This window comes from Candidatus Neomarinimicrobiota bacterium, from assembly GCA_018651745.1.
GTDB lineage: Bacteria > Fidelibacterota > Marinisomatia > Marinisomatales > TCS55 > JAAZYX01.
Map to the genome: position 1 here is coordinate 13,903 of JABIDL010000030.1, position 16,309 is coordinate 30,211.

The window sequence follows — 16,309 nt, forward strand, 5'->3', positions numbered from 1 at the left end:
AGATGGAAAAAGATTTAACATTAAAAGACGTTTTCCCACCCATTGATCCGTATAATGGATTTATGTTAGATGTTTCTAGTCTGCATTCAATTCATGTAGAAGAGTCTGGGAATCCGAATGGTAAACCGGCTCTCTTCCTACATGGTGGGCCCGGAGGCGGAATTGAACCAATCTATCGCCAGTATTTCGACCCCGAGAAATGGCGACTGATTCTAATAGACCAGCGCGGCTGCGGAAAGAGTTTGCCGTTTGCCGAACTCGAAGAAAATACTACCTGGGAACTTGTAGAAGATATTGAGAAAGTCCGCGAATATTTGGGAATAAAGAACTGGGTAGTTTTCGGTGGAAGTTGGGGAAGCACCCTTTCTCTAGCCTATGCAGAAACGTATCCCGATCGTGTGATAGGGTTAATCCTGAGAGGTATATTTATGCTCAGAAAAAAGGAACTGCAATGGTTCTATCAGGAAGGCGCTAGTGAAATTTATCCGGACGCTTTCGAGCATTATGTAAAACCTATCCTTGAAGAGGATCGAGATGATTTTCTGCATGCTTTTTATAAACGCTTGACCTCTAAAGACAGGATGACTCGATTGGAAGCTGCCAAAGCCTGGTCAATTTGGGAAGGCGCAACCAGCAAACTGTATGCAGACTCAAATTTGGTTGAACGGTTCGGAAAGGACAAATTTGCGGAAGCCTTCGCGCGCATAGAATGCCATTATTTTGTGAATGGAGGATGGTTTAACCCGGAAGACCAGCTCCTGCGGGACATCAATAAAATTCGGCACATACCGGCCGTAATCATTCAAGGGCGGTATGATGTTGTATGTCCAGCAACTTCTGCTTGGGAGTTGCACAAAGCCTGGCCCGAAGCAGACTTTCATATTGTTCAGGATGCCGGTCATTCCATGTCTGAACCGGGAATTCGCTCAAAATTGATAGAAGCAACGGAGAAGTTTGCTACTTTGTAAAAATGTCAGAATCTTGATAAAATGGATTATGAACGTATGCTTTGATCAACAGATTGGCGTTATTTCCGTGAATTCAATCCACTGTTTTGCGTTGCTGAGTTTTTTAACTAAATTGTAACCATGGCTGGCCAATCCCGAAAGAAAACTAAAACCCTTGAAGTCATGGTTGCGGATGTAATTCGTGAGACTCCCGATACTTCAACGATAATCTTTTTTACCGGCAATGACCATCTTGATTACGCGCCGGGGCATTTTCTAACAATTGAACCCCACCAGTTTCCAGCACTCGAACGGTGGACTGCATATCTTGAGGATCAAAAGGGTAGAAGAGAACCTCCTCGGGCGTATTCTATGGCAAGTTCACCGGATGAACATCACCTTGCGATCACAGTCAAGGAAGAACGTTATGTTACCGATGTCACTAAATATCCTCCACTTTTATCCCCGATCTTGGCCTACCGCACTGTCCGGGGAACCAAAATGAAAATCACCGGATTTGCCGGTCCGTATACACTCCCGAAGGATGGGGTTCCTGAGAGTATTCTGCATATTTGTGCCGGTAGTGGAATCGTCCCAAACTGGAGTATTTTGAAGTATTGTCTTCGTAACCATCCCGATATGAAACACCGCCTCATTTATAGTAATAAAACGTGGGCAGACACTATTTTTGGCGAAGGATTACTTGATTTGCAGAGACAATTTCCTGAAAACCTAGAAATAGTATTTACCATAACCCGTGAAGACACTTTCCTGAAAAATGGCGCAACCTTACAAAAAGGTAGGATTACGAGAGATTTAATAGAAAAAACGATTGAAGAGCTTGATAACCCGATGCTGTATGTTTGCGGTCCGGCTTTGTCTAAATGGGATAAATTGTTAGCCAAAAAGAATGGAACTACCCCACCGCCTAGATTTATGGAATCTGCCTTGGGATTGTTGGAAGATCTGGGGGTAGATAAAAAAAGCATTACAAAGGAATCCTACGGTTAAACGGAAGTTTTAATTATTTCATTGTCTTAATCTTTTAACTATTTTTGGATAAAGCCCCAAAATCTTCAAAAAATAGGTTTCCATTCACTCATGAATTGTAACTGAAATTCATCTTACGTTTATTAGAAATAATCCCATTGACAAATCATTGGTTTAGGGTTTAAAATCTCAAAAACTAGGAATATGATGATCGTCAATACGCTCGTTAGTAGAAATCATTAAAATTTTGTACATTACTTGGCTTTATTTGAACCCAATAAAACATCTTTACAAAGGAACAGGAAAAAACATGAATAAAATAATAGAATCCCTAAAGAAGGGTTTCACAATGATCGAGATTATGGTTGTGGTTGTAATTGTCGCGATTTTAGCGGCGGTAGCTGTGCCTATTTATATTGATTATGTTGAAAGTGCCCGTGCGTCTGAGGCGAAATCGGTAATTGGAAGTATCACAAATGGTGCAAAGATGTATCGGCAAACGTACGGCGAATGGCCGTCAGATGTTGAAGAAATTGAAAGTGCAGGACAAATAAGTGTCGATCGAGCAACCAAACGTCAATGGATTTTCGAAATCCAAATGCCCGAACGTGTTCTTGCTACCAGCACCAGTGAAATGGAAGGTGGCGAAGGAAAGGTTGTTGAATACAATGCCGAAACGGGACAATACACAGGGTACGGAACCAAAAAACGTAATTAGAATTGTATGAACATTGATAAACTTCTATCCTACGCTCTCGAAAGCGGTGCTTCGGATTTACATTTAAGTACCGGATCTATTCCGATGGTTCGCATTAACGGAACCATGAAGCCGTTGAATCGTCCTGAAATGGAAGATTCTGATATGGAGACTATTCTTCCTCAAATCATGGACGAAGATCAAATTTCTCGGTACCGAAAAGATAAGGAAATTGATTTATCTTACAAATTAGATGGTCAGGGAAGATTCCGCGTGAATTTCTTTCACCAAATCAGCGGGCTTGCAGGAGTATTTAGAACTATTTCTGAAGTTCCGAAAGGGTTTGAAGAACTTGGATTGCCGCCTGTTTTATCGAATTTAGCAATGCTCGAAAATGGTTTGGTTTTGCTTACCGGTCCTACGGGATCGGGGAAAAGTACCACGCTTGCCGCTATGATTGATTATGTGAATCAAAATAAGTCGAAGCATATAATCACGATCGAAGATCCTGTTGAATATTTCCATAGTTCTAGCCAATGTCTCATCAATCAGAGAGAATTGGGTCTTACGACCCATAGTTTTGCAAATGCGTTGAGAGCAGCTCTTAGAGAAGACCCTGATGTGATTTTGGTTGGTGAAATGCGGGACCTTGATACGATTTCACTTGCACTCACCGCGGCGGAAACGGGACACTTGGTTTTGTCAACTCTTCATACTTCGAGTTCCGTAAAAGCAGTGGACAGAATTATTGATATTTTCCCCGCCAGCCAAAAAAGTCAAATCCGATCGATGCTTTCGGAAAGTTTGGAAGCAGTCATTTCCCAAAAATTATTACCAACCAAAGATGATAAAGGTCGAGTCCCGGCATTGGAAATTCTTATGGCGACAACGGCTATTCGGAATCTTATCCGAGAAGACCGAATTTACCAAATTCCTTCCGTGATGCAGTCCGGAGGAGTGGATGGAATGCAAACGCTTGACCAAGACCTTCAAAGACTTGTTTCTCAGGCAATTATCGAACGATCGCAAGCAGTTGCATTAGCAGATAATCCGAAACTATTTGAATCAAAAGTCCTGTAGATGAAACTGCACAATTCAAATGGATTTACGTTTATCGAAGTGTTGATTGCTGTGGTAATTGTGAGTGTGGCAGCATTTGGCTTAATGCTCGGCGCTGTACATGCAAGAGGAGAATTGCAGGCGCTTGAAATCCGCGAACGTGCGACAGAAGAATTATTAAGTTTTGTAGAAACCATGAAAGGTCGCGTTGCAGATGGACGATTAACTGGAATTGAGCGTAGTGGAGATTTAGAAGGGAAACAAGTTTTTCTTTTGGGGAACAATGAAAACCCCGATAAAATCGAAGCAAAAATTTACTACGATCCGATTTATGAAGAACCTTCAGATTCTTCCGGTGGAATGGATCGCTATAGGTTTAAAACATGGATCACATGGAAGGATTATACGTCTGCAAGAAACGATGTAAAGAAAACCCGTGTATTAGAAATGGTAATGCTGGAGTATCCGCTGTGAAGATTTCTTTCACTGAAAAATCATCTCCGGGACTTACTCTCATTGAGTTGGTTACATCTATGACGGTGATTGGCATTATGGTTGTCGGACTCTCAATGGGTGTACAAGGAATTCTTTTTCATTATCAAAACGACTCAGTCTTGTTGGAAGTTCGGCAATATGGTCAGGCTGTTATGCGGGAAATTATGTATGAAATTAATTCTTCAAGATTTATAGAAAGAGATTTTGCAAACGGATATGCACGTCTTAGTCTTTATAAGTATGATAAAAATGGGAACGAATCTACTTTGTTCATATCCGGGCATGCGCTGGATGGAATTCAATTTGATGGAAGAAATCCGGTAGGCGGAACACTCGGGTTTCCCAGAAAGGGTCGCTTTCGTGATAACCGTCAGCGGATTGTTCGGCTCGAAACATTCAAGGCAGACCAGAGGATTGAAGAACGACCAAGTCTCCAAAAATTTGCAGAAGCCACATGGGATATCGAATTGATTTTTTCAATTGAATCAGATGTAAACGATCAGAATCCGTTGAATACAAATATCCGGGTAAAGCGAACCGTATTTATGCCGAATAAATATATTTCTCTCTACGAAAAATCCAGCGAACAAGGGTAATTATGGGACATTTTCAAAAAGGTACTGCAACAATTACGGCTGTTATTTTTACCATGATTAGCCTACTGCTAACCATTGCCTATTTACGATATTCCTTGTCGGCTGCAGTCGTTGAAAAATATAGGTTTGCTGAATCGACCGCCATATTGCTTGCGGAAACAGGAATTAATAAAGAAGGGATGCCGAAATTGCCCTATTTATCCGATGAAGCTTTAGTGTTGGCAACCGAAAAAGTAAAATTCAGCGAAACGCCTGAATTTGATGGGTATTATCACGACGTTGTTTGTTCATCATATGTGAATGAATACGGGAAAACTTTCTTTTACGCTAGCGCCTGGGGAACGGTTGAATTTGAAAGTACGGAGGGGCAAACGGTAGAAATTAAACGGAAGGCCGAAGTCAACCTTGTTGCGGAAGATTTTTCAAAATTTATGTATTTCACAAATTCAGAAGAACCGGGTGGTGGTCCGCAGGTGAGTGGAACAGTTACGTTTGGTGCATCTGATTCCCTTGAAGGGATTGTTCATACTAATGGCGAAATAACAATGAGCAATTGGGGTTGCCCTGTGTTTTCGGGAAAGGTGAACGCTAGCGACGGGATTAATATGGCGAATTGTGAGGGAACATCTTTTGCGAATGCTACTTACGACGACTCCGCGGACGTTATAAGTTATCCACCAACAAATACGGTTCAATTAGTTAAAAATGCAGCAGATTACGTGTTTACAGCTGATGATTTACTTGGGCGAGGTTCCATTAAAGATTCTTTGATTATGACAGAAATTGAATTTGTAACAGGGGGATTTAAAGTTGCACAATGGGCGTATGTTGTTCCTCCGATTACCTTAGATGGCCAACCTGTTCTTTCATTTACTTGGGATGAAGATAACTCAATTGCCGAGTTAGATAATGGAAAAATAGGTTTGGAACTTCCCTTTAATGATATATCCGGATATGCCGGTGCAGATTCAGTTTTCATAAGCAGTTACGATTCTGAGGGTGAAGATGTTGATAACGTTTTGTCTGATTATGCTATTGGTGATACTATTGTTATTTCTTCTGTGGATACAAGTTATAAATATTGGGCTGCGGTCATTACCTCTAAATCAACCACAGGAGGCAATCATATCTACAAAGTAAGTTACCAAGAACAAGGCGCTTTTATTTTCGGTGGATTTGTAGATGGGGAGTCTGTTCAATTATCACACCGAACAGGATTAGAATCTGGAAGATTTAATCAATATGGTTTTTACCATAATCATAATGATAATGGTTCAATGTGTGCATCATCCGGTTTTCACCATTTTGATTTTGACCCACCAAGTAGTGGGGCTCAATATGTAATGAATTGGACGATGTTTCATAGAGACAGAGCTGTGATTTATGTGAAGAAAGGTCAAGTTCGAGTTTACGGGGAGGTGGATGGACAGTTTACGATTGTGACGGATGATAACGTTGAATACAGGCGCCACGATGATTTACAAATATGGGATAGAGTATGGGGGAATATTTGGCTGATTGATGATGTTATTTATGCCGATTCAAACCCGACTACCGGCGAGGTTGTATATGGCACATCCAATCGCTTAGGACTCGTATCCGGAGGAAATGTAATTATTGCGAATACTGCAGAAAACGGTGCAAGAAACAAAGCAAATGGTGCGGATATCATTGTCAATGCAGGCATTATTGCTATGCATGATTCTTTCGTAGCACATTATTGGCAGAATTCAGTTACCGGTGATGCGGAAAATGGTTGGAACCCTTTTACAAATGCGCCATATTATGCTTCAAATCCTACAAATTCTAGAGCAGATGGACGCGGTACTTTTAGGAATCCAAATTCAATTTTGCAACAGGATACAGGAAATGATTTGCGTGGTACGGTAAAATTGTGGGGGTCGATTACTCAAAATTTGCGTGGATATTTGAAAAGGAATCCATACGGTCCTTATGGTAATTACAAAATTGAATATGAAAAGAGTTATCATTACGATTATAATTTCAGCGATTTTTATGCGCCTCCCAATTTTCCCAATACAACGGGTGCTGACGGTGGTTTAAAATTAATTCTGAAAAGTTACAACGAAGTTCAAACTCGGAACGGAGGATCTGAAGGATGATTCTTGGATTGGATGTAGGAAGGCAGGTTATCAAAACTGTTACTGTGGAAAAACAGCGATCCGGAGGATATAAACTTCTCCATGTAGCTCAACGGCTTATTCCGGAACAGCATAAAGCGTATGACCCGGAAGCTGTAAGTCGTCCCATTGTTGTGATGGCAATAAAAGAAATCCTGAAACAGCAAAAAATAAATCCGAAACGTGTGCGAAATCTTGTAAGCAATATCAACGGCACCAATGTCAGTGTTCGTCAAATCATGACAATGGATATGGCGACGGAAGAATTGCAATCAGCGCTCACTTTTGAGGCAAGAAAGCATATTCCGATGGATGGCACAGATGCGGTCATTGATTTTCAAATCTTCGGCCAAAATCCCAATGAAGTGGATAAAATTGATGTTGGTATGGTCGCTTGTACGAAGCGCGTTTTGAATGGACATTTGGATTTATTAAAAGAATCCGGGTTTAAACCGGGAATCGTTGATACAGATCCCATTGCACTTTCTAATGCGTTTGTGTTACACCACGATTTCCCTGAAGAGGGTGTGATTGTGTTATTAGACATCGGTGCTGTATCCAGTTCCTTGGTGGTTTGGGGACAAAAAGACCAATTTTTTACACGAGACATTCCGGTAGGTGGACACTTGTTTGTAAAAGGATTATCAGATGTACGAAAAATGGATTATATAACGGCGCAAGATGAATTGTACAAAGATGGCGTGAATGCTTTTCAAGAAACAAACGGTACGCAGGAAATCGGTCTAGCCGAAACTCAGCGAACGGTTTTTGATAATTTAGTTGAGGATGTTCGAAGGTCACTTCGGTATTACGCTAAAACAACCAACCAAAGTTTCTTTCAAAAGATTTACCTTACAGGTGGCTGTGCAGGTACTCCCGGTCTTTGTGATTTTATTCAAAGTAATTTGAATATTGATGTAGAAATATTTAATCCGTTCGCAACTCTAGATGGAACGGATGGGTTGGATATTTCTAATCCCGGCCAATACGGTGTAGCCGTTGGGCTTGCCATTCGCGGAGGGGTGGAAGCGTGAAAAAATTTATCACAATTAACCTGAATCAATCCGAAACAAAGGAAGCACGGATTGAAATCTGGCGTGATCGCGTTAGATGGGGAATTTTTGGAATGATCATTTTGTTTTTACTGGGTGCAAACATCGGGGTGTGGATGATTGGGCAGGGATATCGCACACTAATTGAACAAAAACAATCTGAAATAACTCAAGTTAAAGAAGACATAAATAATCTTCGGAAAAAAGGAAAAAACCTATCTAAAGATGACATCATTTCCTTGGCAGATTTAGAGGGTAACAGATATCTGTGGGCGCGCTATCTTGAATTGCTGGGTGAAATGACTCCCGAAGATATGGCTTTGACAGGGCTAAAATACCGTAATAAGAAAATGATTATTGAAGGGATTGGTGTTATTTATCAAGATGAGGAACAAAAATTTGAAATTGTGTACAATTTTATAAATACACTGAAACAAAATCGCGATTTTTCGGATAATTTTAGCAGAATCAAATTTGATCAAGGTTCGCGAAAAAAAGTTCGCGGGCAGGACATTTATGAGTTTAGAATTGAAGCAACGCTGAAGCCTGGCGGAAGGACACTGAAGTCATCATGAAACAACGAAATACAATGTTATTCTTTGTGCTAATCGGGTTATCGGCTGTTTTTTGGCTTAACCTGAAATTTTCAATTTCTGATCATCCTGTAACAATGCTGGATTTGGAAGATGAACAGGAAGAATTAAATGAGCAGCTGATTAGTGCACAAATTTTAGCCAGTAAGCTAGATAGAGTCTATACCCTGTTTGATGAAAATTTAGCGATAGGAATTGCAGACTCAATTGCGGAAGATGCATCTATGCCCTTCTTACAGAATTTGACTGAAATGATGAATGATTTAGGTGTAACTCTGATGAATATCAAACCCAAACCGCGTGAAAAAAGAGAAAACTATTTCAGTGCTCCATACGAATTACTGTTAAAATGTAATTTTGATCAGTTGGGAAAATTTGTTGCTGAAATTGAACGATCACCGAGATTAATTACAATTGATGAATTTCTAGTAAAAAATGGGATTGAACGTGTGAAAACAACAACCTCAGAAGCAGATTTAAAAGAGCAAATTGTTGAGCTTCATCTATCCACTTTAACTTTGGTTAAATCTAAAGGATCATCGTCATGAGTAGAGAAAGAACCGTTTGGGCTTTACTGCTGATCTTGAGTACCCTTTCAATCGGGATAATGGCGTACAAAGTGGCCCCGCTCAATACCAAATGGTCCGGGGCAAAAGAAAGAGCAGAACAGATTCAGTTCGGTACAGATGAGGAACTTGAAAAAGTGATTGAATTTTTAGAAACAAGACTATTAAATCGCAGTCAATACCAGTTTGCCTTGGATGAAGAACCGATGCGTCTTACCAATGTATTGTACCTCACAGACGCATACGGTCGTCCCATGCGATATCGAAAAACTGGGAAACTTCGTGTTACAGCAATCATCGATGGATCTACCCAAAGAGCCATTGTTAATTATCGTGATAGGAATTTTGTAGTGACTGTAGGCGACTCTGTTGCCAAGGGTGAAGTAGTATGGATTGATGCCGAAGAAGTGGTTATTATTTCAGAGAATAAAGAAATCCATTATAGGGTATCTGGACTAAGTGTAGAAGAGGATGTATCCTCAAAAAACGGACAGAGGAGAGAATATTGATATGAAACGGCTGATTGCAATCATGTGTATCGGGATACTGGGTTCCATATTACCCGCACAGAAAAATACAGAGAAAAATATTGGAACTGTTTCTGCAAAGGAGGCTATGGAACCGACACTGGTAACCATTCATGCCGAAGATGCATTTTTACCGAGTATTCTTGCTATTCTTGCCAGCGAAAGCGGATATAATATCGTTACAGATCCCAATGTGAACCGGCAGGATAAAATTACAATTCATCTTGATGCTGTCCCTATTGAACAGGCAATAAATCTTGTAGTTCGAGCTGTGGGCTTGAGTTATGAAGTTGTCGGAAATTCTTTTTTGATTGCAGAACCAAAAAAATTAGCCGAAGAGGTTGGTATTACATCTCATGTGGTGGAATTAAAGTATTCCGATGCGCTTGAAGTCAAAGAATTATTGAAAGATTTGACAGAACAAATTCAAGTGGATGTTTCCGGGAATAAATTATTGGTGAATGCATCGCCGAAAAAAATCGCTGAAATTGAAGAAGTGATTCGCGAAATTGATATTCCGGCAATTCAGATTATGCTAGAAACCAGGTTGATTGAAGTAGCAATGGACGAGGAACAGAAAAACGGAATTGATTGGTCAAGACTCGCGAAATATACCACAATCCTTGCTGAAAGCGGCACACCTCCACACGGCGTAACCGGGGCCGGAAGCATCATTCCTGGATTGGGCCAAACCCCAAACGATGCCGGTACGGGAGTTGTGGAAGAATACGGCGATATGCCTTTTGAACAACTTCCAGCTGATATGCCATTCAACCGCCTCTACTACACCGATGCCAATGACCAAAGTATTCTGCCCACAAAATTCAGCCGCCAATTAACGGCATTTGATGTGACCCTTGATTTATTAATGAAAGAGAACAAAGCAGAAGTATTGGCAAATTCAAAATTGGTTACGCTTAACGGGAGAGAAGCCTATATAAAAATGATTGACATTGTACCGTATATTTTAAGTTCGGGCGGTGTGGGCGGACAGGTTCAGGTTCAGCGTGAGGAAGTTGGAATAAAACTGACGATTAAACCCAAAATAAACACAGATGGATACATTACAGTAAAGGTAGAACCTGAGGTTTCGTCTATTTTTGAATTTATTGGACCGGACAACAACATCCCGCGGGTTAAAAGCAGGCTTTCTTCAACCACAATTCGGGTGCGAGATGGAGAATCTATCATTATTGGTGGACTGATTAGTAAAGATAAAACAGTTACGGAATATAAAGTCCCTTACTTAAATAAAATCCCGCTGCTGGGTAAAAAGCTGTTTACCAGTTCTTCTATGACAGACAGAACAACCGACCTTATTATTCAAATAACTCCAACGGTTGTTAAAGATAACTATACAGGAATACTAAAGCGCCAAGACATGATTGAACTTGAAGAAACTGTTATTCAATTGAAAGAAATAGATTCAGATGAAGCTGAAACTGAATCGCAAGAAGAGGAAAAATCTAATGAAGAATAATTATAAAATTCTCACTCCATTGTTGTCAGGATTTTTACTATTTGTTACGTGCGATGAACAAAATCCTGTGGATTCGAGTGGAAGCGGATCCGGCGCAGAAGGGGCAAAATATACGCTTACACTTTCTATGCAACCCATGGCAACCGATTCCCTAGGGAATTTTGTAAGTGTTGGGGAAGATTTTGCCGGAACTCAAGCAAGTTCTCCGTTCACGTATTTAACTGCTGCGCTAACAGATACTGCAGGTTTGGCTGTGTCGGAAAAACTTATCAGTTTCAAAGCAGAAGTTGGTGGATCTGAATTTGGTAGTTTTGATTTATCTTCTGATTATACCAATGCTACAGGAATTGTAAATGTCAAATTTTATGATGGAAGTAGTAGTGCATATGATAATTCAGCAACCCAGGTTTATGAAGGTGTGAAAGTGACAGCATCCTTTATTGCAACAGAAGGTAGCACGGATGATATTGTTACAGCTTCATCACAATTTAGCGTATTTGATACATCTGCAGTTACCTTATGGCCATACAGTTTACTCTTTAACTCAGATAAAGAATCTATTAATCTTGGGGGAGACGCTAAAGCGACGTTGGAAGCGAAAGTTTTAGCCAAGAGAAACAATACGCCGGTTCAGGGCGCTGATATCTTCTTTTATTCCAAGGATGATAAAGGACTTTTTGCAGATAACTATAAAGCAACAGACTCGTCCGGAACGGCTTCCACAACATTCGAAGATACAGGGAATCCTGAAGAAGTTGGAGTCATTACATTAAGAGTTGCATTTGATCACCCCAATTTTGGAACAGTTTGGGATTCAATCAGCATTACCATTGTCGATACAACGTATAGTGGAGTGCCTGCATATATTGAAATCCCGCCTGTGAATCCAGGTGAATTAATTATTGTTGGTGGGGGTGGAATTGAATCAACCAATTTGAAGGCAAATGTTTATGATGAAAATGGTATTTTAGTAAATGAGCCAACTTTGGTTACTTTTACACTTGGCCCGAATATACCTGAAGGTGCGAACCTTAATAACGCAGGAACAACCGATACAGCTTATACTATTAATGGAGTTGCTACTGTATCTTTAAACAGCGGGACCGGCCCCGGCCCTGTTCGGGTCACAGCAACGGTTTCTTATGACACTTCTTTTATTTCATCAAATGCTGTTCCGGTTATTATCGCTACCGGCCCTGCAATGAGTATTTTTCCGGATTATGATTTAAATGATGTTACACCAATTGGCGCTGGCTTTTATGAAATGCAGGTTGCTGCAATGGTGTATGATCTGTGGAACAACCCTGTAGCGGATAGCACCTATGTGTATTGGTCCATGGCTATTTCCGGCGAAGACCTTGATGGAGTTCTTGCAGCACAAATTGAAGGTGTAAGTTTTACAGGAAATATGAATAAAGATGAAAATGCGTTCCCGGGAATGGCGTTCTCAACAATTATTTTCCCAAGCGGAGATATGCTTAGCAATGCGGTGGTTACCTCATTGTGTTTTGGTGGGGATTTAAATAATGATGGTGTGTATGGAGATACTGTTATGGCCAGCGTTGACGATGGTGTAGTGTTGCCGTTTTATGAAGGTTCGAATGGATCGCTGACCATATTCGTGAGCGCAACGTATTTTGATTTTACTGTAAGTGGTACCCCTGCAACTATCACTGCGACCGCAAGATTGTTAGATCATTATGCAAATCCGATTAAAGATGCGAGAATTTTATTTTCAGCATCAGCGGCAACTTCATACTCTGAATATGGGGAAACGCATTCAGATGATGGGTGGGGCCCAACAAGCACAGGTGGCGGCGATGGCTGTTTTAGTTGGTTTGATGTAAATGAAAATTCGTGGCCAGATACAGGTGAAACATGGACAGAAACGTACACCGATTCGGATGGAAATGGTTTCTGGACTGGTTACCCCCATATTGTACAATGTGGAAATCCAATTGTGCGTACCGATGCAGATGGATATACTAGTGTTGTCATTACTTACGATCAATCTATTTGCACACCGATTCCAAATAGCGATCCACAGCAGTACGAAGATTATACTTCATCAGTTACTGCCACTTTATTAGATCCTGTTGGAATTACCACAGAAACGCCCGCTCAAATTGAATTCCTTCGATCTTGGGCCGGCAAATCCAAGCCGAATTCAGAAACATTAGGGTCGAAATAAACAATGACAACTGAATTTAATCCGCAATTTAAAAAGATTGGTGAAATCCTCATCCATGAGAGGAAAATATCTGAAGCTGATCTAGAAAAAACGTTGTCATCTCAAAGAAACAGTAATGACAAATTGGGGACTTTATTAATAAAAGCCGGATATATCACAGAAGATGAATTGATACAAGTGTACTCCATGCAATTGGGTTATAAATCAGTATCGGAAGATGAATTATTCAAAGCAGATCCGGAAGCAGTAAGATTGATCCCCGAAGATTTTGCAATACAAAATCGCATGCTTGCTATCCGAAAAAATGAGAGTTCTTTGGTAGTCGCCATGGAAGACCCCGAAAACTTGATTGGCATTGATGCCCTAAAGCGCCATACAGACTTAAACCCGGAAATATACGTTGCCCCGCCATCTGCCCTTGCGAAAGCTTTGAAAGAAATTTATGGAAAAATTCAAAAATCGGGCGAGGTAGAAGAAGCGATTGAAGGAATCAGAGTTATTTCTGGAGATGAAGATCATCAGGAAGAAGTTGACCTTTCTCCGGATAAAGCATCTAGCGAAGATGCACCTATTGTCAGATTAGTAAACCTGATTATACAGGAAGCGATCAAAGAACGTGCCACAGATATTCATATTGAACCTCAACAAAATTCCGTTGAAGTCAGGATTCGAATTGACGGTGTGTTACAAATGATTATGACTCCGCCAAAATCTTCGCTCAGTGGATTGGTTACGCGAATAAAAATTCTTTCGAAGCTCAATATAGCTGAACGGCGTTTATCTCAAGATGGACGGTTCGGAATTAAAACATCGTCTAAAGATATTGATGTTCGCGTGTCTATTCTCCCAACTGTGCATGGAGAGAAGGTAGTTATGCGTCTTCTAGACAAGTCCGGATTTGATTTTAACCTAAGTAGTTTAGGATTTGATAAGGATATGTACCACATTTTCAGAAAAGTGATCGCCCAGCCGTATGGAATGGTTATGGTTTCCGGGCCAACCGGTAGCGGAAAATCAACATCGCTCTACGCATCTTTGAAGGAAATCAAAAATGTGAATACTAACATTACAACGGTTGAAGATCCGGTTGAATATCAATTAGATGGAATTAATCAAGTTCAGGTTAATGATAATATCGGTCTTACGTTTGCTTCTACACTACGATCTATCCTTCGTCAAGATCCTGATATTTTGCTGATTGGTGAAATTCGAGATGCAGAAACAGCCGATATTGCAGTAAAATTTTCACTTACAGGACATTTAGTTTTTTCAACAGTTCACGCAAACGACGCCGCTTCAACAATAACTCGACTATTGGATATTGGATTAAAACCCTTTTTGGTTGGTTCTTGCGTGAATCTTGTGATGGCTCAGAGATTGGTCAGGCGTATATGTGAAAATTGTAAAGAAGAATACATACCGGATAAAGAAACCTTGGATCTGCTTGGCAAGGATGTGGAAGCCCTGAAAGGAAAAAAGTTTATCCATGGAAAAGGCTGTAATCACTGTAGAGATACCGGGTACCTTGGACGGATTGGAATTTTTGAATTAATTGCGATGTCGAGAGACTTAAGGCAAATGGTTTTTGAGAATGCGAGTGAAGATGATATTCGAGCGAAAGCAATTGAAGAAGGAATGGTATCACTGCGCGACAGCGGTATTCGAAAAGTTGGGGATGGAATTACCACAGTGGAAGAAGTATTGAGGTCAACAGTAGCGGATTCCTAATGCCTACATTTGCATATCTCATCAAAGATCCTGAGGGAAACCGACAAGAGGGAGAAATCAGAGCTGACTCAATTGATAAAGCAACGCAAAAATTATCCTCTAATAGTCAAATGGTTATCAGTCTCAAAGAGCAAGATACATCATGGGATTTTCTTGGCCCGTTTCTGGATGAAATAAATTTATCAATCGAGCGGATTAAAAATCGTGTTCCGCTAAGCAATCTCGTTTTTTTCACTCGCCAGCTTTCTACCATGTTTTCTGCGGGTCTCACATTAGAGCGTGCTATTCATGGCCTTGCAGCTGAAGAAAAACACTCGAAATTAAAACAGGTGCTCACTAATGTAGCCGAAAACATCCGAAAGGGACTTTCTCTTTCAGAAGCACTTGCCCGTCATCCGGGAGTATTCACAAACCTCTACGTTGCACTTACTAAAGCAGGAGAAGTTAGTGGAAACTTAAACGAAATTTTGGATGACCTTGCCACCTATCTTGAAAATTTGGATGATACACGGCGAAAGGTGCGATCGGCTATGACCTACCCAATTTTTATGGTTTTGTTTTTAGGTGCGATGATGTCAGCGATGTTTTTGTGGATTATTCCAATGTTTTCGGGAGTCTACGCACAACTCGGAGCCAACTTACCTCCGGCAACACAAACACTTGTCGGAATGAGTGAGTGGATGAGTGGGCACTTCGGCCAGATTATCTTTATGACCTTTTTTATATTAACGTCAATTTGGTTGGTTTCAAAAACACAGCAAGGTGGGTTCGTTGTGGATTCTATTAAAAGACGAACTCCTATTTTTGGAAATTTGCTTGATCAGTCTATTTTGAATAAATTTTCTAAAACACTCGGAATTTTACTCGGGGCCGGTGTACCTGTTATCGAATCAATGAATCTTATGCAAAAGATTGTTGGCAATCGTGTGTATGAGCGTGCCATCCAGGATGCGACAAATTTTATTCGAGATGGATTTAACATTAGTACAGCGCTCCGGCGGACAGAAATATTTCCCGCTATTCTTCTTCAATTGGCTTCAACGGGTGAAGAAACGGGAGAATTGGACTCACTTCTCGGGAGGGCGTCAGATTATTATTTTAAACAAGTGGATGCTTTGGTAGAACGCATGACTACGCTTATAGAACCTTTATTAATTTTAATGGTTGGCGTTGTGATCGCGGTCATGGTTATTGTTACCTATCTACCCGTATTTTACCTCGGCGCTGCACTTCAATCGGGACTGTAA

General features: G+C 40.6%; 15 protein-coding genes. All 15 read left to right on the forward strand.

Annotated elements, in window-relative coordinates; translation table 11 throughout:
• Positions 1-2: 2 nt before the first annotated feature.
• The 15 genes from pip to HOD97_05810 all read left to right on the forward strand — a co-directional run bounded on the left by pip (position 3) and on the right by HOD97_05810 (position 16,309).
• Entirely contained in the window at positions 3-968 is a 966-nt protein-coding gene (gene pip, locus HOD97_05740) for a prolyl aminopeptidase (GenBank protein ID MBT4281095.1), read from the forward strand.
• A 120-nt stretch (positions 969-1,088) separates the two neighbouring features.
• Positions 1,089-1,958, forward strand: a complete 870-nt coding sequence (locus HOD97_05745; protein ID MBT4281096.1) for an oxidoreductase — start codon at positions 1,089-1,091, stop codon at positions 1,956-1,958.
• Between the two features lie 301 nt (positions 1,959-2,259).
• On the forward strand, positions 2,260-2,655 hold the full coding sequence (locus HOD97_05750) for a prepilin-type N-terminal cleavage/methylation domain-containing protein (protein ID MBT4281097.1): 396 nt from the start codon (positions 2,260-2,262) through the stop codon (positions 2,653-2,655).
• A 6-nt stretch (positions 2,656-2,661) separates the two neighbouring features.
• Positions 2,662-3,714 carry a type IV pilus twitching motility protein PilT gene (locus HOD97_05755; protein ID MBT4281098.1) on the forward strand — a complete coding sequence of 351 codons (1,053 nt, stop codon included), beginning with the start codon at positions 2,662-2,664 and terminating at the stop codon, positions 3,712-3,714.
• The gene (locus HOD97_05760) at positions 3,715-4,167 is read left to right on the forward strand and encodes a prepilin-type N-terminal cleavage/methylation domain-containing protein (protein MBT4281099.1); all 453 of its coding nucleotides are present in this window, start codon (positions 3,715-3,717) and stop codon (positions 4,165-4,167) included.
• Positions 4,164-4,784 carry a hypothetical protein gene (locus HOD97_05765; GenBank protein MBT4281100.1) on the forward strand — a complete coding sequence of 207 codons (621 nt, stop codon included), beginning with the start codon at positions 4,164-4,166 and terminating at the stop codon, positions 4,782-4,784. The genes HOD97_05760 and HOD97_05765 overlap by 4 nt, the downstream gene beginning before the upstream one ends.
• Positions 4,785-4,786: 2 nt before the next feature.
• The gene (locus HOD97_05770) at positions 4,787-6,907 is read left to right on the forward strand and encodes a hypothetical protein (protein MBT4281101.1); all 2,121 of its coding nucleotides are present in this window, start codon (positions 4,787-4,789) and stop codon (positions 6,905-6,907) included.
• Positions 6,904-7,959 (forward strand): type IV pilus assembly protein PilM, encoded by a 1,056-nt coding sequence (pilM, locus tag HOD97_05775; GenBank protein MBT4281102.1) that lies wholly within the window; start codon positions 6,904-6,906, stop codon positions 7,957-7,959. The genes HOD97_05770 and pilM overlap by 4 nt, the downstream gene beginning before the upstream one ends.
• A complete protein-coding gene (locus HOD97_05780; protein MBT4281103.1) occupies positions 7,956-8,552 on the forward strand; it encodes a PilN domain-containing protein in 597 nt (198 codons plus the stop codon). The genes pilM and HOD97_05780 overlap by 4 nt, the downstream gene beginning before the upstream one ends.
• The gene (gene pilO, locus HOD97_05785) at positions 8,549-9,118 is read left to right on the forward strand and encodes a type 4a pilus biogenesis protein PilO (protein MBT4281104.1); all 570 of its coding nucleotides are present in this window, start codon (positions 8,549-8,551) and stop codon (positions 9,116-9,118) included. The genes HOD97_05780 and pilO overlap by 4 nt, the downstream gene beginning before the upstream one ends.
• Positions 9,115-9,645: a hypothetical protein gene (locus HOD97_05790; GenBank protein MBT4281105.1), complete on the forward strand. Its 531-nt coding sequence runs from the start codon at positions 9,115-9,117 to the stop codon at positions 9,643-9,645. Before pilO ends, HOD97_05790 begins: the two co-directional genes overlap by 4 nt.
• A 1-nt stretch (position 9,646) precedes the next feature.
• Positions 9,647-11,143, forward strand: a complete 1,497-nt coding sequence (locus HOD97_05795) for a hypothetical protein (GenBank protein MBT4281106.1) — start codon at positions 9,647-9,649, stop codon at positions 11,141-11,143.
• Positions 11,133-13,334, forward strand: a complete 2,202-nt coding sequence (locus HOD97_05800; protein ID MBT4281107.1) for a hypothetical protein — start codon at positions 11,133-11,135, stop codon at positions 13,332-13,334. The genes HOD97_05795 and HOD97_05800 overlap by 11 nt, the downstream gene beginning before the upstream one ends.
• A gap of 3 nt (positions 13,335-13,337) precedes the next feature.
• On the forward strand, positions 13,338-15,062 hold the full coding sequence (tadA, locus tag HOD97_05805; protein ID MBT4281108.1) for a Flp pilus assembly complex ATPase component TadA: 1,725 nt from the start codon (positions 13,338-13,340) through the stop codon (positions 15,060-15,062).
• Positions 15,062-16,309: a type II secretion system F family protein gene (locus tag HOD97_05810; GenBank protein MBT4281109.1), complete on the forward strand. Its 1,248-nt coding sequence runs from the start codon at positions 15,062-15,064 to the stop codon at positions 16,307-16,309. Before tadA ends, HOD97_05810 begins: the two co-directional genes overlap by 1 nt.